The organism is Eubacterium sp. 14-2, assembly GCF_000403845.2.
Classification (GTDB): Bacteria; Bacillota; Clostridia; order Lachnospirales; family Lachnospiraceae; genus Petralouisia.
Genome location: NZ_KE159569.1, coordinates 91,075 through 113,206, shown reverse-complemented (window position 1 = coordinate 113,206; position 22,132 = coordinate 91,075). Strand labels below are relative to the sequence as shown.

Genomic DNA, 22,132 nt, shown 5'->3' with positions numbered 1-22,132 from the left:
GTCTTTTTTTGAGAGGATGTGAAAGGATGAAAGAAAACGGAAGGAACAGACTGGCAAAATTTCAGAAATGGATGGTGCGGGGAAGTCTGACGGCAGGACTCTGCTGGGGAATCTTTTTTTCCTGGTATTCCATCAGGGAAGCTATTCCGGATAAAATCTGGATTGAAGAGGGAAAAGAGGAAAATTTTGATTTCCACCTGCCCATTACCGGGGAAATGGACCAGGAAGGTCTGGAGGTTTTTGGAAATCAGTCTCCAGCGGTGGAGGAGGATAAAATCCGCCTGGATTTGAATGAAAGTTTTTCTCTGAAGTCCCGGAATCAGGGAAGTTATTCCATGAGCTGCAGGTTGTTCGGCCTGTTTCATATAAAAGAAGTGGCAGTAGAGGTAATCGAAAAAGAGCAGGTGGTGCCCTGCGGCATCCCTGTGGGAATTTATGTAAAAACCAACGGGATTCTGATTATTGGAACAGGAACGGTAACCGGGAACGATGGAATGAATTATGAGCCTGCGGAGAATCTGGTAAAAAGCGGAGATTATGTGAAAACGGTAGACGATCAGGTGGTGGAAAGCAAAGAGGATCTGATTGGGAAAATCAACCAGTGTCAGGGAAAATCTGTGATACTGGGAGTTTTGCGCGGGGAAGAATACATTCAGCTGAAGCTCCAACCGGTACAGACAGCAGAAAACGAATATAAGCTGGGTATCTGGGTGCGGGATGATCTGGCAGGCGTTGGAACATTGACGTTTTACAATGAAGAAGGAGATTACGGTGCACTGGGGCATCCGGTCAGTGATCTGGATACCGGAACGAAAGTGAATATGGGGGAAGGAACTCTGTATGAAGCGGAAGTGGCAGGTATCACTAAGGGAGAAAAAGGAAATCCGGGAGAAATTGCAGGGGTAATCACATATCTGGATCAGTACCGGCTGGGAACGGTAGAGGAAAATACAAATGCAGGTATTTACGGTAATCTGGAAAGAGTACCTGATACAGTGGGCAAAAGCCCTTATTATCCCATTGGCCTGAAACAGGATATTGAAAAAGGAGAAGCTGTCATTATTTCCACTGTTTCCGGGGAGCGGAAGGAATATTCCATTGTCATTACCGACGTGGATTATAACAGTGAAAATAAGGGAATCCTTTTTCAGGTGACAGACGGAGAACTTTTGAATCTGACCGGAGGGATTGTGCAGGGGATGTGAGTGAGTTATAATAAGGACAACACGGGAAATGCTGATAAATAGGGCGTTTCTGGTGGTTATCCTAATTCATTGACCAAGAATGGGACACTGTATCTGCGCGGATATGTGAATGTAAGTGAAAGGAGGAGCAGTTTCGGTAAATACATATTCATAATTGAATACCTGTCATAAACGGCCAGATAGGAGTAGCTAACCTGTCTGGTCAATTTTCTTATATTACAGATGCAGGCATCTGTAATCGCAATTCGCTACTCGTTGAATGGCATACTCATTATAACATGTTGTGATTTAAGAGTAAATAACTGGAAATACTTAGTAAGGAGATTGAAAAAGAATTGGAGGAAAATTCTATGAAGCATTGCGTGATGTGGTAAAGGATAAGTACAAGAAAATATCTCCGTCATTGTATTGGAATCTCCGTCATTTTGTGGTAAAATGATGCAGATATTTTAGAAATGAGGTAAATAATATGAGGATATTTGATTATAGAAAAACGCCTGAAAAATTATTAACACCAGAAATTGTCCAAATGATTGCCAGTATTCATGAACATAAAGGAAAACAGGAGTTATTCCTTGAGGCAAATCAGGACGAATTAAAAACATTGTTGGAAGTGGCTATGATTCAAAGTACAGGAGCATCTAACCGTATTGAAGGTATCTATACAACAGATAAGCGGTTAAAAGAGCTGGTAAGTCAGAAAGCAGAACCACGCAACCGTTCTGAGGAGGAAATTGCAGGTTACCGGGAAGTGCTTGCCATGATTCATGAAAGCTATGAATATATTGTTCCGAGGTCAAATATGATTTTGCAGCTTCATCGGGATTTATACTCTTTCTCGCGTGGAGCTGTCGGTGGCAATTATAAAAATTCTGATAATCTGATCGCTGAGATAGATGCTGAAGGCCATGAAAAAGTGCGGTTTATTCCTGTTCCAGCATTTCAGACGGCAGAAGCAGTGGAGGAACTCTGCAATCGTTTTTGGGAGGCATGGGAAGCGGATTATATTGATAAATTGATATTGATTCCAATGTTTGTCCTTGATTTTCTGTGTATCCACCCTTTTAATGACGGGAATGGACGTATGAGCCGTTTGCTTACACTCCTTTTGTTTTATAAAGCTGGATATATTGTAGGAAAATATATCAGTATGGAAATGCTGATTGAAAAGACAAAGGAAACTTATTATGAGGCATTACAGGCAAGTTCCGGAGACTGGCATGAAAATGAGAATGCCTATGAGCCTTTTGTAAGATACTATCTGGGAGTTACATTAAAAGCATATAATGAGTTTGAAAATCGTGTGGAACATTTAAAAAACAGAAGTCTTTCTAAACCAGATAGAATCAAAGCTTTAATTGATCAAAAGATTGGAAAAATTACAAAGAAAGAAATCATGGATACTTGTCCGGATATAAGTAAAACAACAATAGAACGGACTTTGACAGAATTAGTTAAAAATGGTCACATTGCAAAGGTTGGCTCAGGGCCAGCTACAGGATATGTTAGAATTTAAGTGGAAAATAGTTTGCTTACGTCATAAAAATCATAAATGACAGAAATTATTTGATTTCCCAACACAATATTATTAGGAATTTAAGACAATTTCATACTTGTCATAAACGGCCAGATAGGAGTAGCTAACCTGTCTGGTCGTTTTTTATTATATTACAGATGCAGGCATCTGTAATCGCAATTTGCTACTCGTTGAATGAGTAAACTCATTATATCATGTAGTGATTTAAGAGTAAATAACTGGAAATACTTAGTAAAGAGATTGAAAAAGAATTGGAGGAAAATTTTATGAAACAGGGATCTTTATTTTACGATCCGTCAAGCGAGCGGATGGACATACGATTTGGACTGGAATCTTATTATGGGGGATTACATTGTGGAACTGGTATGGATGTGCTGATTAATGGCAAATGGGTACCCACCAGGATTGAGCTTGGTGAAGACTGGTATCTGGTGGGTATCAAGACAGATAACATTTCAGGATTGGTTGTAAGACTTTAGCAGTTTAATTGCCGGGCGGCTTCTTTAGGGAAAAAGAGGTCGCCCTTTTTTGTGCGAGTAATGAGCCATGCGGGGACGCTTGCGTTCCCATATGGCGAATACCGCGATCAGTGAGCCGATAGGCGAACGTGTCCATTTTTAGGAAGGAGGTGTCCGATGTGAAATGCTTAATGAAGTACCAATGGGTAAAACTGCCCCGTAATCGTCTGCCAGAAGGCAAAGGACTTATGGGATACTGGGCGAAGCTTGCATCCCGTGCGGCATTCCGCAAAGGACAGGCCTCCTATTGTGGTTATAGCAACACTGTAAGCCCTGGCATGTGGTCTGGAGGCGTTGTAGGGCTAAAGAGCATACTGGGTATGAAAAGCCGCTCTAAGGCGCTGGAAACGCTTCAGGCGCTCTCAGAGTTGGGATATCTTGAATATACATTGGATACAAAAACGAAAAAGCTCACCTATCAGGTCACAGACTGGGTTGTGAAATGCTCAGGAGAGGATTGCATGGATGGGGCTGTTTATGCCACCGAAGGGTATGGCTTTCTCTGCCTTCCCCGCAGCATAACAGAGCGGCTTGCCGCAAAGCAAACTAAATTTGAGGAATCTGACGCATGGCTTGACCTTTGGTGCCACACGGTATTTGAGGAAACAAACAATGTGTTTTCATTCCTGGCGCCGGCTGTCCAGTATGGGAAATATGGCGCCGTTTTGACTTTGGAAGCCTTGGGTCAGCGATGGGGCTGGGAAAAGACGAAGGTATGGAGGTTTTTTCAGAAGCATGGGGATGTCTTTGCTCTGTACCGTCTGCCAGGATCCTATGGCTGCCTCATTTTTAATAGACTGTACCCAACCGGTACAGAGGTTTCAATGCCTACCCAGGAGGATATTATAAGTATTCTGGATAAAATACGCATTTTGGGTGCAAATACGCAGAAAAAAGGTTCCGACCATGAACAGCTTAACCGTATCGTCACATGGTACAGCAGGAAACTGACAGGGGCTATGGCGGAAGAAACGCATCAAAATGAGCCAGAAGGGGGCGTTGCACTTTCCGGCCCTATAATACGCGCGTATCTTTCTCCGTGTAGGAGTTGTAAGAATTGTATATATGACTGCAAGGGTAAAAGTATATATACGGATGCAGTGATAGAAACGAGTAAAATCCGCGGACCGTGTGTGCCTGTGGACATCACAAAAATAGCAAAGGAGTTATTCACATATGAGCAGACAGGATGAAAAAAAGCTGTATGAACAGCAGGAAGAAAAGATTTTGGCACAATCAGATGCATTTATCAGCCTTTTGACAAAGAGGGGGATCCTTGCGGATCAGAAGATTGACAGTGAGAAGGTGCGTTCCGCAAAGCAGGAGAAGACCAGGAACAGCTATCACAATACGCTTATGCTCCTGCAGCAGTACCGCACCATCGTCTGGATGATGGAATGTTTCCCGGAAACTATTGCGGAGGAACTGGAAAAGCCTTTTGAGGGAGTGGATGCCTTGATTGAGCATATGGATGTGGAAATGGCTATGGGGAACCGGAAGCTGGAGAACCGGATGGATGGCATCCAGAAATCAAGGCTGCTCCTGGATCGGGTAAATGAAGCGCTTACGGTGCTGAAGAAAAAGCCAGAGAATGGGGAGAAGCTGTATCAGCTGGTTTATTTGACGTACATATCGCCGGAGCATCTGAATCATACGGAGCTTCTCTATCGGCTGGACATGTCTTCCAGGCACTATTACCGACTCCGCCAACAGGCAATCACCATTCTGTCCATCCGGTTATGGGCGGCTCCGGCAAAGGATGTGGATTTCTGGCTGGAGATGCTGACGCTTATGGAGGGATTGGAATGAAAATGAAATGGCAGTAAAGTGGCGTAAAAGTGGCGCTATAGAGCCGATGACATGCAAACGGAAAAGAGGTATACTGATATCGTCCCAAATTGGGAGAGGGCGTAGGAGATGCCGTTTCAGGAGCAAGATGCTTTTGGAGCGGCATTTTTCATGCTATAAAAAATCCTGCGGATTTCCTATAGCACGAAAAAAATTATCGCACTGCGGCAGAGAGGAAGGATATTGCTTGCGCAATCTGCCGCAGGCGTAAAATCCCGCTTTGCGAGATTTATCTGACGCCAAAAAATCAAAGGAGGTACCTTCGTATGGTAAAACAACTGAAAAAGGGCAGGGAACATCTGAAAACTGCCTACTGGTTGCTGGTAGGGATGGCGTGTGTGACGCTTATTTCCCTGCAGCCGGTCATGGCCGACACGATTTGGGATCGTTTTTCCAAGATTATGAAAGATGTGTATGGTCAGTTGGTGGGAATCAGTACGATTGTTGCGGTCACAGCCGCTGCGATTGCGCTGATTGTCAGGATGGTTTCCAGGAACCAGCGTGCAGTGGATGAAGCAACCAGTTGGCTGAAGCGGATTGTAGTGACATGGATTGTCCTCAATTCACTGGGCTTTATCGTTGCTTACCTGCAGCCGTTGATTGCCGGTGGAAATTACGCAGGTTAAATTTCCCGGTCAAGCCAGATGGGAGGTGGTGAAAGATGCTTGACTGGATATTTGAAGGGATTGTGAACTGGATTAGCAGTATCGTATCCCAAATGATGGATGCGGTTTCCGGCTTGTTCCTTCAGGCGCTTGGAACTGATATGACAGCAATGGAGGAATATTTTCCATTTGTGGCCAAAGCCTTTACGGTTATACAGTACACAGCGTGGGCGGTACTGTTCCTGATTACGGTATGGCAGCTCTTCCGTGTGTTTGGAGGCCCGATTACGGAAGCGGAGAATCCGTGGACACTGCTTGCAAGGAGTTCTATCTTTGCATTGCTGATAGGATATGCCCGGCCGATTTTTATGATTACGCTGGATATTGCAAGGGCTCCCTATACGGCTCTTATGGATATCAGTATGACGGCGGAGGACTTTACGTTTGCCGGCGTTGAGGAAGCATTATCAAATGGGCTGACTACGATTGTCGCGGTTGTGTCTGTGGTAGGGCTGCTGCTTTTGGTTATTCTGGAGATTTCTCTGGGATGGAATTATTTTAAGCTATTGCTTGAAACAGTAGAGCGGTATATTGTGGTAGGCGTTCTTTGCTATACTTCCCCTCTGGCATTTTCCATGGGGGCTTCCAAAACGACAGCGCCAGTATTCAAGAGCTGGTGCAGGATGGTTGGCTCCCAATTGCTTTTGCTTGTAATGAATGTATGGTTCCTGCGGGGGTTCAACTCTTCCGTAGGACAGTATATGGGAAATGGCGGTGCGCTTTCGACAGGTCAGGGCAGCATCTTCCTTTGGCTGTTTTGCGCCCTGGCGTTCTTAAAAACGGCACAGAAATTTGATTCTTATCTGGCGGCGATGGGACTGAATGTAGCACAGACTGGTTCCAGTATGGGCATGGAGCTTTTAATGGCGGCAAGGGTAATCAGCGGTGTCGGAGGCGGGGCCAGAAGCGCTGGAAGCGTTTTCGGAAAAGGCGGAAGCACTGTAACCGGAACCGGTGCGGCGGCAAGTGGATTCGCGGCCGGGTTTGCCAGCAAATTTAAGGGCAACAGTTATGTGAGGGATGCAGTTGTGGATGGCGGAATCCGTATGGGGGCCGGTGGAAGCGTTGGCTTTGTGGGCCGTGCTTTTGGAGGAATGGCAGCCCGTAACGGGGCGGCTCTTACAGGAGATTCTATTTCTTCGGTTGCGTCCAGAAGTCCAAATGTATCAGGCAGCATAGCCGGAGATATTGCAGACCGCAGCCTTGGTAACTATATGCCGCAGCTTGGCGGATACCAGTTAAAGGATACGCAGATATCCGGCGGACAGATCAGCACCGTTGCTACATCTGCAAACGGACAGAGTTCCAATGTGGAGATGTATCATGCAGCACAGTTTGACAAGCCGGACGGGCCGCATTCCGTTATTACGGCATCAGACGGCAGCCAGTGGTATCAGATGGCATCCGGGGCAGGCGCTGGGGCATTTTACGATGCACCTGCATTTTCCGGGGATATCTCCGAGGCAGCCCAGGTCGCACAGGCCTTTCCGGATGCAGCAGAGGGGACAACGCTGCGGACAGTCGGAGACGGCGTTATCGAGGCGAGCGGAGCCGATGGCAGCAATTCTATGTGGTATAACAGCGCTTACTATGATGAGCCAGATGCGCCGCATACGATTATGCAGTCAGCAAACGGTGTGGATTGGTATGCAATGCAGCAGCATGCCCAGACACCGGAATTTGAATCCGGTGCTGCGGCAGCCATGTATAATCAGGCACAGTTCCAGGAATTTATGCCGGGATATGAGCAGCAAATATCTTCTGTGGATGGTTCCGGCCGTGCTGATGGGCATTTTGAAGTTCGTCATGAGAATGGTTCGGGTACGATGTTCTTTGACACTGCGCAGTATGCTGCACCCCGCGGTGATTATCAGGTATTTGAAGATGCGCGCGGCGGGCAGTGGTATGCGGTACGTGGAGAGGCATCTGTGGAACACAAGCCTGTATATGAAAATGGAAAACCCGTTTATGACGGAGAGAATGTCCGCTCTGTGTCGGTGGAAACCGTGCGTTACAAGCAGACGCCGGCACGGTTTGAGGAGCCGAAACCGAGAAAGAATTTTGGGAGTAAGCCGCCGAGACGTAAAAGATAATGAAAAACGGAAAGCTGGACCAGGGAAACTGATCCGGCTTTTCTACGTTTATGGAAGAAATATATGCTGCAGCACTGCAGCTTGAAATAGGAGGTGGAGAAGATGGCTGAACCGTCAAAGCAGCAGATTGGTGATGGATCTGACAATTATGGGCAGGCAGCCGGCCAGATGGCGAAAGCAGCCAGACAGTCCGGGCAGGAAGCTGTGAAGCAGACTGCCGCTAAAGGAGCAGAACAGGCATCCAATGCGGCTGCAGCGACTGTAAAAGCCAGTGTAGAGGGTGGCAAAGCTGCCGCTGAGATTGCAGCGGGAACGGCTGCAGGAGGGCCATGGGGAGCTGTTCTTTCGGCTGCCTGGTCTATGCGTCATACTTTGTTCAAAGTTTTAGTTTGTATCTGTCTATTCCTGCTGTTTCTGATTGTTATGATAGTGTCCTTGCCCTCGATTGTTTTTAACAGCATATTTGGGCTGGATGGGAACAAGCCGATAGAGGGTGTCACGCCGACTGCGGTTTATGCGGAGATGGCAGGGGCGGTTTCTGACGTGGTGGATGATGGGTATAGCCAGGCGCTTGCCAAAGTGGAGAGCATGATATCCGATGGCGGGTATGACTATGACTTATCTATGGAGGCTCTGGTTAATTATGCACAAAGTTCATCGGGATATGATGTCAGCTATATCCTGGCGGCATATTCAGCCTCCATGCAGCAGCAAAACACAAAGAAAGAAGATATGGTTTCAAAACTCGGAAACGTTGCCGGGAGCATGTTCCCGGTCACATCAGAGGAAAAGCAGAAGGAAATCATTATCCCAGTCACTTATTATACCTATCAACCAGTGACACTGACGGTTGTAACCGATAAAGTGAAAACAGGCACCGTCAATGGGGTGGCGCAGTACCGGTATGAAACCGCAGAAAAGACATATTACCTGCCGGATGAATCCCATACCAGTAATGAGCCGGTTGAGATTGACGCATATAAAAGCGTGACAGTATCTCTCCCGGTTTATTCTGGCGGCACAGTTACCGGCACTACGGAGGAAACCTATTATCAGGCGGATGGGAAAGAAACAGTTACGCCGGGGACGGAGACAATTAAATATATAGAATGTACGATTCATCCATTTGATAATGCCGTAATTGCCACAGCATTTGGGATTAACCTGGATGCGCCATATGAGCAATTTGGAATCACTTATGGAGAAGCAATCCAAAAGATGGCCACAGCGCTTAAAATGACGCTGTATGGAATAGCAGGAAACGGGCAGTCTGTTCCTTTGACAGATGCGGAATTAATCGCATTTGTGAACCGGCAAAACTGTAATGCTACACGAAAACATATTTTGACAACAGCTCTTTCGCTCGTAGGGAAGGTTCCGTATTTCTGGGGTGGAAAATCAGGTCCGGGATGGAATGATGAATGGAATACGCCAAAGCTGGTAACAGCTGCAGGTTCTACAACAAGCGGAACCATCAGACCGTATGGGTTGGATTGTTCCGGCTTTACTGACTGGACCTATAAGACGGCTGTGGGAGTGAACCTCTATGGGGGAACATGGAATCAGTGGGAAGAAACGGCTGCTGTTTCCGCAAGTGAACTTCTTCCTGGAGATTTGGGGTTTTTAAGAGAATCGGACGGACAAGGGTGGAGCCATGTGCTTATTTTTGCCGGATATGGAGAAGATGGCAGGCGGATGTGGGTACATTCATCAGGCGGGGAAGGCGTTATCTTAAATTCTCCAAGCTATGAAGCCACATTGGAGCTTAGGAGGCCACAGAATGTGGATTTTGATGCGCCGGTTCCGGACAATATTCAAGGTACGCCGATTTCAACTCTGGAGGTAGACGTGACGCATTATTGTGCCTGCGCAAAATGCTGCGGCAGCAATGCAAATGGCATTACTGCCAGTGGGAAAATAGCTTCCAGGGGAATGGTGGCCATGTCCAGCCATTATCCGTTTGGAACACAGATTATGATTAACGGTACAATGTATACGGTAGAAGATCGCGGCGGATCCGGAATTGAAAATGACATACACCGTGTGGATATTTACGTTCCAGACCATAACGAGGCGCTGCGGCTTGGACGGTTTAGGACAACAGCAACAATTTACAGATTAGGCAGGTGATTTATTTGGAGGATAAAGAGTATAACAATATTTATGCCATACCGGCAAATTATACAGACTCAGGTAAGATTTTGGGAGGTATGCTGGAACCGCGGAATGCGATTGAAGCAGTTATACTGGTGGCGCTTTTGGGTTATCCGGAGCTGATGCTGATTTCCATGCCGGGAACCATACGAATTGTCGTCATGACTGTGACGCTTCTGCCAACAGCGGTTGTCGCCATGATGGGAATTGACGGAGATTCCCTTTTTCAATACCTGGTTCACATAGTCCGCTACATGGCGAAAAAAAGAAAACTACATTTCAGAAGGGTGGGTTATCATTATGATCCGAAACAGCTCCGCAAAAGGAAAAAAGGCGGCAGATCAAAGAAAAAAGTTGAAAAAACAAAGAAAAAAGCTGGAAAAGCTTGATTTCGTGCAGGATTTTATTCCAATTAAAGACATTACACACGGAATCATACAGACGACGGACGGAAGATTTATCAAGATTCTGGAGATAGAGCCGATTAATTTCATGCTTCGTTCCGGGGAAGAGCAGTTTAGCATCATTTCATCCTTTGCAAGCTGGCTGAAAATTTCACCTATGCGCCTGCAGTTTAAGAGCATTACCAGAAAGGCGGATTCTGATAAACATGTGGCAATGATTCAGGAAGAGCTGGCAGAGGAAGAGGATACGCAGTGCAGGTCGCTCGGTGAAGGATATATCCGCCTGATTAAAGATGTGGGAAGCAGGGAGGCGCTGACAAGGCGCTTCTTTTTGATTTTCCAGTATGAAGAAATCAGACGAGGGGATAACGACGATTTTTCTCAGATATACGGAATGCTGCAGACCGCAGAACAGAATGCAAAAGCATATTTTCTGCAATGTGGAAACTCTATCCTGCAGCCAAGGGATCCGGATGAAGCTACGGTGGAAATCCTGTATATGTTTTTTAACCGCTGTTCCTGTGTGGATGAGGCATTCTCTTTGCGGATGAACCGGGTAGTGGTTGACACAATGGCGGCAAAGAATCGGGTCATCGGGGTGGACCCGATACCGCATATCCGAATGGCGCATTTTCTGTCACCGCGTGGGATTGACCTGACGCATTATAACTATATCATTATGGACGGGCTGTACTATTCGTTTTTATATATCAAAGGGAACGGCTATCCCGGTATGGTACGTGCAGGCTGGATGTCGGCGCTGATCAATGCCGGGGAAGGGATTGACATAGATGTCTATCTCCGCCGTGAGAACCGAAGTAAAACGATTGACAAGGTGGCGCAGCGTATCCGGTTGAACCGCACGAAACTCAAAAGTATGCAGGACACCAGTACCGATTACGAGGAACTTACGAATTCTATTCAGGCAGGGTATTTCATAAAGCATGGGATTGCAAATAACAATGAGGATTTATTTTACATGTCTGTGTTTGTGACGGTATCAGCGAAAAGCTATGAGGAGCTGATGTGGCGGAAGCAGCAGATTTCCGATATGTTGAAATCTATGGATATGTATATTAGCGACTGTAAATTCCAGCAGGAGGCGGCGCTGCGATCCGTAATGCCGTTTCTGCAGATAGCGCCGTCTCTGGAAAAGAAGTCCCAGAGGAATGTGCTTACCAGCGGAGCAGCGTCTACCTATATGTTTACAAGCTTTGAAATGTCGGATGATACAGGTGTGCTGCTGGGCGTCAACCGGCATAACAATTCACTGTGTATTGTAGACCTGTTTAATACGAAGAAAAATAAAAATGCCAACCTGAACCTGCTCGGTACCAGCGGAGCCGGAAAGACCTTTACGCTTCAGCTGCTTGCGCTTAGGATGCGCATGAGAGGAATCCAGTGCTATATTCTGGCTCCGATTAAAGGACATGAGTTCAAAAGAGCCTGTCACCGGATCGGCGGCCAGTATATCAAGATAGCGCCTGGTTCTCCGCATTGTATCAATGTCATGGAAATCCGGCATACGATTACACCAGAGATGGAACTGATTGACGAGATGGATTACAGCGAGATGGATTCCATGCTTGCAAGGAAAATCCAGCAGCTGATGATTTTCTTTTCCCTGCTGATTCCAGACATGACGAATGAGGAGGAACAGATGTTGGATGAGGCGCTGATTAAGACATATGCTGATTTCGGCATCACGCATGATAACGATTCTTTATATAAAAACAGGAAAGCGGCACATCCAAAGATGAAGACGATGCCGATTCTTGGGGATCTCCACAAAAATCTTTTGGAAAACCCAATGACGCAGCGGATTGCCGTTATTGTAAGCCGCTTTGTTACAGGTTCAGCGCAGTCCTTTAACCAACAGACCAATGTGGATTTGAGCAATAAATATATTGTACTGGATTTGTCTGAACTGAAGGGCAAGCTGCTTCCGGTGGGGATGATGATTGCCCTGGACTATGTTTGGGATAATGTGAAAGCAGACCGGACAAAAAAGAAAGCGATCATGATTGATGAAATCTGGCAGCTTGTAGGGGCATCTTCCAACAGGCAGGCAGCGGAATTCTGCCTGACGATTTTTAAGACAATCCGGGGATTTGGCGGGGCGGCTATTTCAGCTACGCAGGATTTGTCAGATTTCTTCAGCCTGGAAGATGGGAAATACGGACGGGCAATCGTCAATAATTCAAAAAACAAAATTATTTTGAACCTGGAGCCGGATGAGGCCCGTTATGTCCAGGATGTCCTGAAGCTGACGAAAACAGAGGTCCGTTCCATTACAAGGTTCGAGAGAGGGGAGGCGTTAGTATACTCGAACAACAATAAGGTGCCGGTAGTAATCAAAGCTTCCAAGGAAGAACAGGAAATGATTACTACAGACCGTGCGGAACTGGAAGCAATTTTGCGGGAGCGGCAGAAAGAAAAAACGCATTCCGCATAGAAATACTTATTTGGGCGCAAATACTTACAGCCCACATTTATTATACTGACAAGGAGGTGGCAGAAATGCTGTTACAGGATGAGCAGTACGTTGTGAAATGGCTGTCCCAGTATGGGGCGTTGCCAAAGACACAGATTGTCCGGATGCTGCAAAAACCGGAGAAGACAGCCGAAAAGATTCTTCGGAACCTGAAAAAGCAGATGCAGATAGCAGATGTGTCAGGCGGCTATTACGTTGGCCTGGATCCCATGTGTCGTCCGGATCAGCGTATCATACTGGCAGTATGGGTGCTGCTCAAGTTTATTGACTATGTAGATCCGATGGCTCATTACCCTGCGGTCTACCCGTCGCAGCTTTTCTTTCTAAAGGAAAACATCGGGTATGAGATTGTGGTTCTCTATGAAGGAGAACAGAGCCAGTTAAGGCTTTTACAGCCGCAGGAGGATCTGAAATATATCATTATTGTCCCCCATATTGCAATGGCGGAAAAATTGAAACTGCCGGATGCGCCGTGTCTGTTTGCAACGGTTGATTTTCAGGGGGAGGAGGAACCAAAAATTATTTTTTATTCAGAGGAGGCGGTAGGAAATGGCAGGAGAGAATTCATTCATAAAAGTCCTGGATAAAGTGGAGCTGGCGAAACGAAGTCTGGAGTCAGAGATGGCTTATGTGCGCCGCTTTTACAAAGATTCGGATTTTCAGGCGGCATACGATGCAGCCCTCCGGCTGGAAGAAATCTCAGAACGGCTGGCGCTTTTCACAAGAAGGCTTCCGGCATATACTGGATGCCCTATGGCGGGAGCTGCAGTGGAAAACTGCATGGCAGAAAGTATTCCGGTTGAGATTGGCTTTACGGCAGATGGCTGGTTTGCGCTCCGTATTCCGGCGCTGCTTCCCAAAAAGTCTTCTGGTTCAGCGGATTATATCCGCTCTTTTTTATACCCTGCCATGCGGAGGTTTTTCCAGACACAGCCGCCGGTCCGGTACCGGGACTGTGTTTTGGTTTACCGGCATGTCTATAGCAGGGATCGGCCAGAGCGCCAGAAACGGGATCATGACAATATTGAGGTCAATATGGTATCGGACATTGTGGCATTGTATGTTATGCCCGATGACAGTCCGAAGGTGTGCGCCCATTATTACTGCAGTGCATCGGGGACGGATGACCGTACCGAGGTATATGTTGTACCTAAAAATGATTTTCCATTATGGCTGGTGACAGAGCGCGCTATGCCGGATAAGGGGGTGAAATTATATGAAACACGGTAGATTTAAGCGGAAAAACATATGTAAAAACAGGCAGAGTTCTGTCCCTGAAAAATACATATCTTCCCAAAGGCAGAAAACGCCCGGTATTGCTGCGGTCTGGGGGCGGCACTATGCAGGAAAATCCGACAAAGAGAGCAGTCATGTTGTCGGAAAATGCTTCAAATCGGGAGAAGGTTAAAATGCTGCACTTCCGTCCAGGCAGTCAGGTCTGGCAGCTCATCACACTGCTTTCCGTCACAGGAGAGTTCCCGTTTCGCTCCATTCGGATGCTTGGGAAGGAACGTGTTCTGAAAGCTTTGGTGACAAAATTGACCATGCCCCAGACAATCCAAAATCCCCAGACTGAAACGGAAATGACCTGCAGATTGTTAACTGTTACTGGAAGAAGCAGTTCCAAAACAGTCCGTTTGTATAAGGCTGCTCTTCCCATACTGGAGTGGGTTCATCCGGCTGCGTACCGGTATTATATGGATGCATTCTGGAATCACCGATTCCCAGGGGACTCTGCCCACAGGGAGAGGAACCACAGGGTATCGGAAACGGTAATGCTCTGTATGCGGGCAGGAATAGAAACGAGGCCCTACCTGCTTCCCCATTTGCAAAACGGGGGCCGGTTCTCTGTCATACCGGAGGGCAGTTCGTTCTATCTTGCAAGGGACATCAAGAAGATTGGCCAGGCGGAGATGAACAAAACCATGTTCACCCGGATGGTCGGAGCTATTTTTTCTCACGGCAGTTGTTATGCTGTTTACAATACACGCGCAGCTGCAATGAAATGGAGTGGGATGGGAGAATTTAAGGCGCTCCACAATTTAACCGAAGTTGGGCGTCTGAATGCCGGTACGGATCAGATTTCTTCAGCAGTGCTTTTCGGTGAGTCTGGTGAAATAGCCCTGAAAACATTACTGGAGTCGGATAAAAGCCGGCGGCTTGAGTTCCGGTTTGATTCCATTTACCACCATATTTATTTCGTGCCCATGGATGTGTGCGGCATGCGTCAGCTTTCTATTCTGTCTGTCCCAGACTGGAAAGAAAAGCTGCTTGATTTATTGTTTGAGCCTGAAGTCAGATCTTTTGACAAAGGTTTTTTTGAATACGATGCCTGTGTGGACGGCGTATATATTTTATCGCATCTGGACGGTGACATTGCAAGACTCATTCGCTTCCGGGAAGGCATCCGTGATCAAACAGGAAGGTTTGAAATCCTGTGTTTTCCCCACCAGACTGACTTCCTTCGTGAATATCTGGGCCGGATGGTGAATATCAAAACCATCGACATGGAGGCGGTGGAAGCAGAGCTAGGACTGGAAATGCCTTTCTAATATTCCGTCATGCCTGGAAGTACGTGTAGCCATAAGGAAAGGAGGAGTTTGTTTGGCAGATAAAAAGAGAAAGGCTGCCATAATCGCTGCTGCCATACTGGGATGCGCAGCGCTGTTGTATCTTGGCGGAATGCTTGGCCAATTGCTTGGAAATTATATGGACTGGATGGCGGCAGATGGGTTTGCCGGCCAGGTTGAAATGGAACCAGTAGACTGGAACCCGTTGGCCTGCATCCCGCAGGCATTTACTGTAAACGGTCTCAAAGGGATGGCTGGAATCTTGATGGCTGGCGGGGTGGTGGTTCTGTATGTGAGGCTTCATGATAAGTTTGATGGAAAGAACTATGATCCAAGAGGCTTCAAGACCAGCAGCAGCGGCGCTTACGGCACAGCTTCCTGGATGGAGGAAAAGGAGATAAAGACAGTTCTGGAGGTGACGGCGCCAGCGAAGGCAGAAGGTGTGATTCTGGGTGAGTATAAAGGAAATGCTGTTTGTATGCCAAAAGATACCAGACTCAACCGCCATATTGCTATTTTCGGCGCATCCGGCACCATGAAATCCAGAGCCATTATCCGGAATGCCTTATTTCAGGCCCTGAAGCGGCAGGAATCTGTCGTGATTACAGATCCAAAAGGAGAGCTTTATGCGGATACCGCAGAGCTTTACCGCCAGAATGGGTATGGGGTCAAGGTTTTTAACCTGGTAAACCCTGAGCATGGCGACTCATGGAACTGCATGTCAGACTTAAACGGGGATACGCTGATGGCGCAGGTGCTGACCAATGTTATTATCGGAAACACCAGTTCCGGCAAAGGCGATCATTTCTGGGATAATGGCGAGGGCAATTTGCTGAAGGCACTGATTTTGCTGATTGACCAGGATAGGAGCCGCAGTCCGGAAATGAAAAATCTTCCGGCGGTATATCAGATGCTGACGCAGAACAGTGAGCGCCAGCTGACGGCCCTGTTTGAGAAACTGCCGCTGGATCATCCGGCAAGGGCGCCGTTTAATCTGTTTTCCCAGTCCAGCGATACGGTTCGTTCCGGTATTATACTGGGACTTGGAACCCGCCTGCAGGTACTGCAGAACGATGCGGTCAAAAAAATTACCAGCCGCTCGGATATCGACCTGTCGGCGCCGGGCAGGCAGAAAAGTGCATATTTTATTATCCTGAGCGACCAGGATGCCACGATGGCGTTCCTGTCATCGCTCTTTTTTTCATTCTTGTTCATAAGACTGACCCGCTATGCAGACAGCTGCAGGGACGGCCGCTGCGATGTGCCCGTCAATCTCATACTGGATGAGTTTAACAATGTGGGACGTATCGGCGGGGCGGAGGACGGATCGGATTTTGCAAGGTCTTTAAGCGTCATCCGTTCCAGGGATATACGGGTCATGCTGGCGGTGCAGAGCCTTGGCCAGCTGCAGAACCGGTATCCAAATAATCTGTGGTCCGAAATTATCGGCAACTGTGACATCCAGCTGATGTTGGGATGCACGGATGATGTGACCGCGAAATACTTCTCAGACCGCAGCGGGGACATGAGTATTGAAATCAATTCTACTATGACAGTAAGGAAAACAATTGCGGTTGCACAGGTGATTCCGCAATACCGACAGACTGAGGGGCAGGGGCGCAGGAAGCTGCTGACTCCGGATGAGGTTCTGAGATTGCCGAACGAGGAGATGCTCTGCATCATACGTGGCTGCAACATACTCAGGCTGAATAAGCTGGATTACACAAAGCACCCCATGTCCAAGCAGATGATAAAGACATCTGTGATGGATTACTGTCCGTCCGTCGCTGCACCGGTATATACCATGTCGGTTCCCGATGAGTCTGACCGGCAGGCAGAGCCAGAAAAGGAGAAAAAGCCGGCTCGCAGAAAAAGCTTATACAGTTCGGCAAAACCGCCGGCTGAATTTTAATTCATGATAATAGAATCCGGGATTCTATTATATTTAAAAAGGAGGATTTTTTATGGCAACAAAGAAACAGGAAGTTCTTTCGGAGGAGCAGACTCCGATGGAGGAAGCAGCTCCTCAGACCGAGATGAATCCGGAACTGGAGGAGATGGACAGAGAGGAGATGCATGATGCAATTGCTGCAGAGAGCCCGCCTCCCCAGACTGAAACAGAAATGACAGAAACGGTTGAGAATTCAGCAGATCTTAATGCCAAAGCAGATGACGAAGGGGCTTTGTCCCAGACTGAAACGGAAGAGCCAAAAAAGGCCCGCGGACGTAAGAAGACCGCGGAAAAACCGTCTGAGTCTGACACAGAAGCACATTCTGATCATAAGGATGCCGGCGACGGCGTCGAGGAGACGCCTAAGCCCCGGAAAAGGAGGGCTTCTGCCAGATCCAAACCGGTGGTGTCCATTGATGAGCGGCCGACCGTCGAGACTGAAGCAGACAAGGCGAAAAATGACCTTCTCGACTTACTTGAGTCACAGAAAACAGGCCGTATCCTGACCGGCACCATCCAGGGTGTGGAACGTCCGGCCGATAATCCCAGCCGTTCTCTTGCAGTCATTTATCATGGTGAGTTCAAGGTGATGATTCCTGCAGAGGAAGCTGTGGAGCCCCCAGCGGATTACCGAGGGAGGCTTCCGGAGGATGTTTTGCATTATATGCTTACCAAGCGGCTGGGCGCTGAAGTGGATTATATTGTCAAAGGCATTGATCCCAAATCCGGTCTGGCAGTAGCAAGCCGCCTTGAGGCGATGAAATCCAAAAGGAAAGCCTATTATCTCGGCACGGACAGGGATGGGAATAACCTGCTGTACTCCGGCGTATGCGCAGAAGCCAGAATCGTATCCGCTATCCGTGCAGGCATCTTTGTAGATCTGTTCGGTCTGGAGATTTACATTCCGCTCAGGGAACTGAGCTATCAGAGGTGGATGGATGCGGCAGCCTATTTCCAGCCGGGACAGCGTATTCTGGTGAAGGTTCTGGAGGTTGACCGCAGTGACCGCAACCAGATTAAGGCAACGGCTTCTGTGAAGCAGGCGGGAGAAAATCCTTATGAGAAGGCTCTGCGCAGGTACTCTGTCGGGAACCGTTATGTGGGTACGGTGAGTATGGTAGACACCAATGGTGTGTTTGTGGCGCTGGACGGGGGCATCGACTGCCTCTGCAGTTATCCGAAACGCGGCAGGCCGCCGAGGGGTTCCCGCGTTACCGTCCGTATCCTGGGAATCAACAACGATTCCAATCGGATATGGGGAGCAATCACTCATATTGCAGCAGCCAGGTAACTGTTTTTTACCATTTACAGAAAGAAAGGGGGTGAGGCCAATGACCCATTGTGACCTGAGTGCCGCCAAACAGCAGCACCGCAGGGAGACTGCTGTGCGTACCCGGAAAATGGTCCTGACACAGCTTACTGCTGCAGAAGAAGATGGCGCTTCTCTTATGACAGACTATCATGGTTATTTTCTGCAGATTTCTTTTTCAGAGCTGCATCCGCTGATGGTATTCTGTCTGGCAAAAGCGCTTGCAAAACCAAGCACAGCAAAGCAGCGGCAGATGACCAATGAACTGAATCTAAGAAGTATTCTTGGAAGCCATGCCATTAACGATGAAGTTGGGTGCTATTCCTACCGTGCAGCGCACTGGCTGGATACTGAGATGGAACCACAGCGTTTTTTTGAGATTCTTGACCGGTGCGTCGATGAGGCAGACCGCGGGTTTGGTAAGCTTACAGGATAGGCGTTGTATTCCTGCAGTTTGTATCGTGTAATATAAATAAACGATGACTGGAGGAATGCTTTATGAAAAAAATTCGTGTATTTATTGTATTGCTGGGATTATTGCTTCTTGGCGCCTGTGCTGCGTCAGATTCGGCTGAAACTCTCGTACCTTCAGAAGAAAAAGATACCCGGTGTCCGGAATACGAAGAGAAATCCGAGACTGATTCCAAAAATCGGCCTAAGATCCCGGAACTGAAGAAGACAGAACTTAAATTGGCGGATAACTCAGACCGGAACAAAAACAGTGAAGGAAGCAAAACTTCAGCCGCTCCTCAAAAGACAGAGGAGAGTGTTGCTGTGAAGCAGCAGGAAGGCAGCAGCCGGTCAGGGGAGAATTCCCAGGCGGCAGCGGCATCTTCAGAAGCAAATCAAAATGAGTCTGTTAAAGTGGCAGAAGAGCCGGAGGTGCCGGAAACGCCCGCAGAACAACCAGCAGTGGAGTCGTCTGCCGAACCGCCTGCAGTAACACAGCAGCCGGAGCCGTAACCTATCGTCCCGGAAGAACCGGTACAGCCGCCTGCCCAACCGGAAATACCAAAAACTATCTATGATTTTGCCTTTGATGCAAATGCCATCCGGGCAGAGCTGATTGCGATTGGGCAGTCCATGGGCCTTGCACATATTACAGAGGATGACGGTATCCCCTGTACGCCGGATACCTGCTCCTGGGCAGCTCCGGTTACAGCATCCGAATCTTTTCAGGGAGATAACCTGAAACGGGCGCTAAAGGACTATGTAACATCCATGCCTTCTATAATTGGCTCCTATGGGGGAGCGCAGTTAACCAGCTTCACGATTTACGTGCAGGATAATGGGGGAGGAAGTTATACATTTTATTTCTTATACTAAAACCAAATAGGTGAAAAAAGGGCTCTCTGTTTTTGCAGGGAGCTTTTTTTTGTGCCTGAAAACGAAAGGAAGGTTTACCTATATGAAACATTTATTCAGAAAAAGAGGAAAGCGCCTGCTGGCGTTGTTCCTTTCTATTTTGACCGTTGTTGGTGTCATACCGACAACGGTTTTTGCTTTTTCGCCGTCTGAGGGACAGACGGTTTCTTCCCATTATGGGGGCAATTTTGTAGGCTCCGACGGGGATTATTATTATTCAGCGGATAGCTACAGCTATCTGGTGTATGACAGCAACGGGAATACGACTGTAAGGACCAGCTCAGGCGGGAATCCCAGAAGGAAATATATGATTTCAAACGGCTCAGAGGAGCGCCAGGTATATTGCGTTGAGTCCGGCATTGCTTATGGGACATCCACAAACGGCTATACTTCCCAGAGCGGAAAAAACAGTTCATATTTTCAGAACCTTCCATATGCCGCCCAGTATGGGATCATGCTCACCAGCGTCTATGGATGGCAGCCAGGAAAAGGTTCGCCGGTACCGGGGACCAATGAGGATGATTATGCAATTGCAACGCAGATCCTCATATGGGAATACCAGCAGCAGTTAAGGACCAGCCCGCAGGATCTGCATCCCAGCCCGGCAGGAATCCGTGGGGACAATTATCTGCGCACGATTGATGGCCGTCCAGCAAAGCAATGCTATGACTGGATTCTGGCTCAGATGGCGCAGCATGCGACGATACCCAGTTTTGCTTCCGACAGGAGCAGCTCTGCGCAGGTCCATACCTTAAAATACAATCCGGAAACAAAAAAGTATTCCCTTACTTTGACGGATACGAACAATACCAGGGCGGATTTGAAGTTTTCCGGCGGCAGCGGCATCAGTGTGAGCCGCAGTGGGAACAAGTATACATTTACCAGCAGCCGTATGCTCACCAGTCCGGCATCGCTCACTGTGCAGAAAAATGTTCCGGGAGTCGGAAATGATATGCTGATCTGGGGACGTGTCGGATTCCAGACAATGCTGTGCGGAGCAGATGATCCGGTTGTATTCTATGTGAAGGTCGATACGGAGACTTATGGTACCGGACGTATCCGTAAGACTTCTGAGGATGACGTCGTATCCAATATCAGTTTTCATATTACCGGAAACGGCGTGGACAAAACAGTGAAGACAAAAGCAGAAGGTACTGTGGACGTCGAGCTTATGCCGGGAACCTATACGGTAACGGAGCAGGACATTGACAGATATGAGCCTCAAAAATCCCAGAGAGTCACGATTGTCAGTGGGCAGACTTCTACCGTAACTTTTAATAATAAGCTGAAACGTGGTTCGCTGGAGGTCATCAAGACATCAGAGGACCAATTTGTGCAGGATATGACATTCCATCTCTATGGCACGTCCCTGTCGGGGCTGCCTGTGGATGAGTATGCCGTAACAGATGCGTCCGGTGTGGCCCGTTTTGAAAATGTGCTGATCAGCGGAAGCGCCCCATATACTTTGGAAGAGGTCAACACCCCTGTCCGGTATGTGGTTCCGGCTGCCCAGACGGCGCCTGTCCAGTGGAATGTCGTCACCAAGCGCAGTTTCACTAATATCCTGAAAAAATTCCGTGTAGAAGTGACTAAGACAGACCGGAAGACCGGATATGCCCAGGGGGATGCCAGCCTTGCAGGGGCGGTATATGGCGTGTACCGGGGCGATGAGCTGGTGGCATCTTACACTACAGACGCAACAGGTTCTTTTATCAGTGATTATTTTATCTGCGGCTCCAACTGGACATTGCGCGAAATCAGCCCTTCCGAGGGATACCTGTTGGATGAAACAGTCTACCCGATTCCGGCAGATCCCGGTAATTATACCGAGGAACTGAACCAGATTCCCATTGGTGTTACCGAAGAGGTGATCATGGGGCGTATCCGCCTGGTTAAGCATATTGATGCGGAACTGGAGGATGTAGAAAAAGTAGAACCCCAGACGGAGACGCCGTCTGAAAATGGCGCAGAACCGGTATAGCAGGAAAACGGCGAAGTTTTACAGGCTGTTTCCACAGT

The 22,132-nt window shown here is 47.8% G+C and carries 18 protein-coding genes; all 18 read left to right on the top strand.

Going from position 1 to position 22,132, the window contains the following annotated elements; genetic code table 11:
- The first annotated feature begins 26 nt into the window (after nucleotides 1-26).
- Nucleotides 27-1,205: a SpoIVB peptidase S55 domain-containing protein gene (locus C805_RS24390; RefSeq protein WP_016216734.1), complete on the top strand. Its 1,179-nt coding sequence runs from the start codon at nucleotides 27-29 to the stop codon at nucleotides 1,203-1,205.
- Between the two features lie 469 nt (nucleotides 1,206-1,674).
- Nucleotides 1,675-2,721: a Fic family protein gene (locus tag C805_RS24385; RefSeq protein WP_016216733.1), complete on the top strand. Its 1,047-nt coding sequence runs from the start codon at nucleotides 1,675-1,677 to the stop codon at nucleotides 2,719-2,721.
- A 287-nt stretch (nucleotides 2,722-3,008) separates the two neighbouring features.
- Nucleotides 3,009-3,221 (top strand): DUF5348 domain-containing protein, encoded by a 213-nt coding sequence (locus C805_RS24380; protein ID WP_016216732.1) that lies wholly within the window; start codon nucleotides 3,009-3,011, stop codon nucleotides 3,219-3,221.
- Between the two features lie 158 nt (nucleotides 3,222-3,379).
- Complete coding sequence (locus C805_RS24375; protein WP_016216731.1) at nucleotides 3,380-4,453, top strand: hypothetical protein; 1,074 nt, start codon at nucleotides 3,380-3,382, stop codon at nucleotides 4,451-4,453.
- Complete coding sequence (locus C805_RS24370) at nucleotides 4,437-5,069, top strand: hypothetical protein (RefSeq protein WP_016216730.1); 633 nt, start codon at nucleotides 4,437-4,439, stop codon at nucleotides 5,067-5,069. The genes C805_RS24375 and C805_RS24370 overlap by 17 nt, the downstream gene beginning before the upstream one ends.
- 305 nt (nucleotides 5,070-5,374) lie before the next feature.
- A complete protein-coding gene (locus tag C805_RS24365; protein ID WP_016216729.1) occupies nucleotides 5,375-5,734 on the top strand; it encodes a hypothetical protein in 360 nt (119 codons plus the stop codon).
- A gap of 35 nt (nucleotides 5,735-5,769) precedes the next feature.
- Nucleotides 5,770-7,866 carry a hypothetical protein gene (locus tag C805_RS24360; protein ID WP_016216728.1) on the top strand — a complete coding sequence of 699 codons (2,097 nt, stop codon included), beginning with the start codon at nucleotides 5,770-5,772 and terminating at the stop codon, nucleotides 7,864-7,866.
- 102 nt (nucleotides 7,867-7,968) lie between these two features.
- Nucleotides 7,969-9,996: a C40 family peptidase gene (locus C805_RS25625; RefSeq protein WP_016216727.1), complete on the top strand. Its 2,028-nt coding sequence runs from the start codon at nucleotides 7,969-7,971 to the stop codon at nucleotides 9,994-9,996.
- 5 nt (nucleotides 9,997-10,001) lie between these two features.
- Nucleotides 10,002-10,409, top strand: a complete 408-nt coding sequence (locus tag C805_RS0107075) for a PrgI family mobile element protein (RefSeq protein ID WP_022751500.1) — start codon at nucleotides 10,002-10,004, stop codon at nucleotides 10,407-10,409.
- A complete protein-coding gene (locus tag C805_RS24350; protein ID WP_022751499.1) occupies nucleotides 10,375-12,879 on the top strand; it encodes a VirB4 family type IV secretion system protein in 2,505 nt (834 codons plus the stop codon). The genes C805_RS0107075 and C805_RS24350 overlap by 35 nt, the downstream gene beginning before the upstream one ends.
- Nucleotides 12,880-12,944: 65 nt before the next feature.
- Entirely contained in the window at nucleotides 12,945-13,505 is a 561-nt protein-coding gene (locus tag C805_RS24345) for a DUF5697 family protein (RefSeq protein WP_016216725.1), read from the top strand.
- Complete coding sequence (locus C805_RS24340) at nucleotides 13,468-14,148, top strand: DUF6100 family protein (RefSeq protein ID WP_016216724.1); 681 nt, start codon at nucleotides 13,468-13,470, stop codon at nucleotides 14,146-14,148. The genes C805_RS24345 and C805_RS24340 overlap by 38 nt, the downstream gene beginning before the upstream one ends.
- A gap of 110 nt (nucleotides 14,149-14,258) precedes the next feature.
- The gene (locus C805_RS24335; protein WP_016216723.1) at nucleotides 14,259-15,470 is read left to right on the top strand and encodes a hypothetical protein; all 1,212 of its coding nucleotides are present in this window, start codon (nucleotides 14,259-14,261) and stop codon (nucleotides 15,468-15,470) included.
- Between the two features lie 52 nt (nucleotides 15,471-15,522).
- A complete protein-coding gene (locus tag C805_RS24330; protein ID WP_016216722.1) occupies nucleotides 15,523-17,400 on the top strand; it encodes a VirD4-like conjugal transfer protein, CD1115 family in 1,878 nt (625 codons plus the stop codon).
- A 52-nt stretch (nucleotides 17,401-17,452) separates the two neighbouring features.
- On the top strand, nucleotides 17,453-18,730 hold the full coding sequence (locus C805_RS24325) for a S1 RNA-binding domain-containing protein (RefSeq protein WP_016216721.1): 1,278 nt from the start codon (nucleotides 17,453-17,455) through the stop codon (nucleotides 18,728-18,730).
- Between the two features lie 40 nt (nucleotides 18,731-18,770).
- Nucleotides 18,771-19,184 carry a hypothetical protein gene (locus tag C805_RS24320; RefSeq protein ID WP_016216720.1) on the top strand — a complete coding sequence of 138 codons (414 nt, stop codon included), beginning with the start codon at nucleotides 18,771-18,773 and terminating at the stop codon, nucleotides 19,182-19,184.
- A gap of 62 nt (nucleotides 19,185-19,246) precedes the next feature.
- A complete protein-coding gene (locus C805_RS24315) occupies nucleotides 19,247-19,711 on the top strand; it encodes a prolipoprotein diacylglyceryl transferase (protein ID WP_016216719.1) in 465 nt (154 codons plus the stop codon).
- A 445-nt stretch (nucleotides 19,712-20,156) separates the two neighbouring features.
- The gene (locus C805_RS25620; RefSeq protein ID WP_051135873.1) at nucleotides 20,157-22,094 is read left to right on the top strand and encodes a SpaA isopeptide-forming pilin-related protein; all 1,938 of its coding nucleotides are present in this window, start codon (nucleotides 20,157-20,159) and stop codon (nucleotides 22,092-22,094) included.
- Nucleotides 22,095-22,132 lie beyond the last annotated feature (38 nt).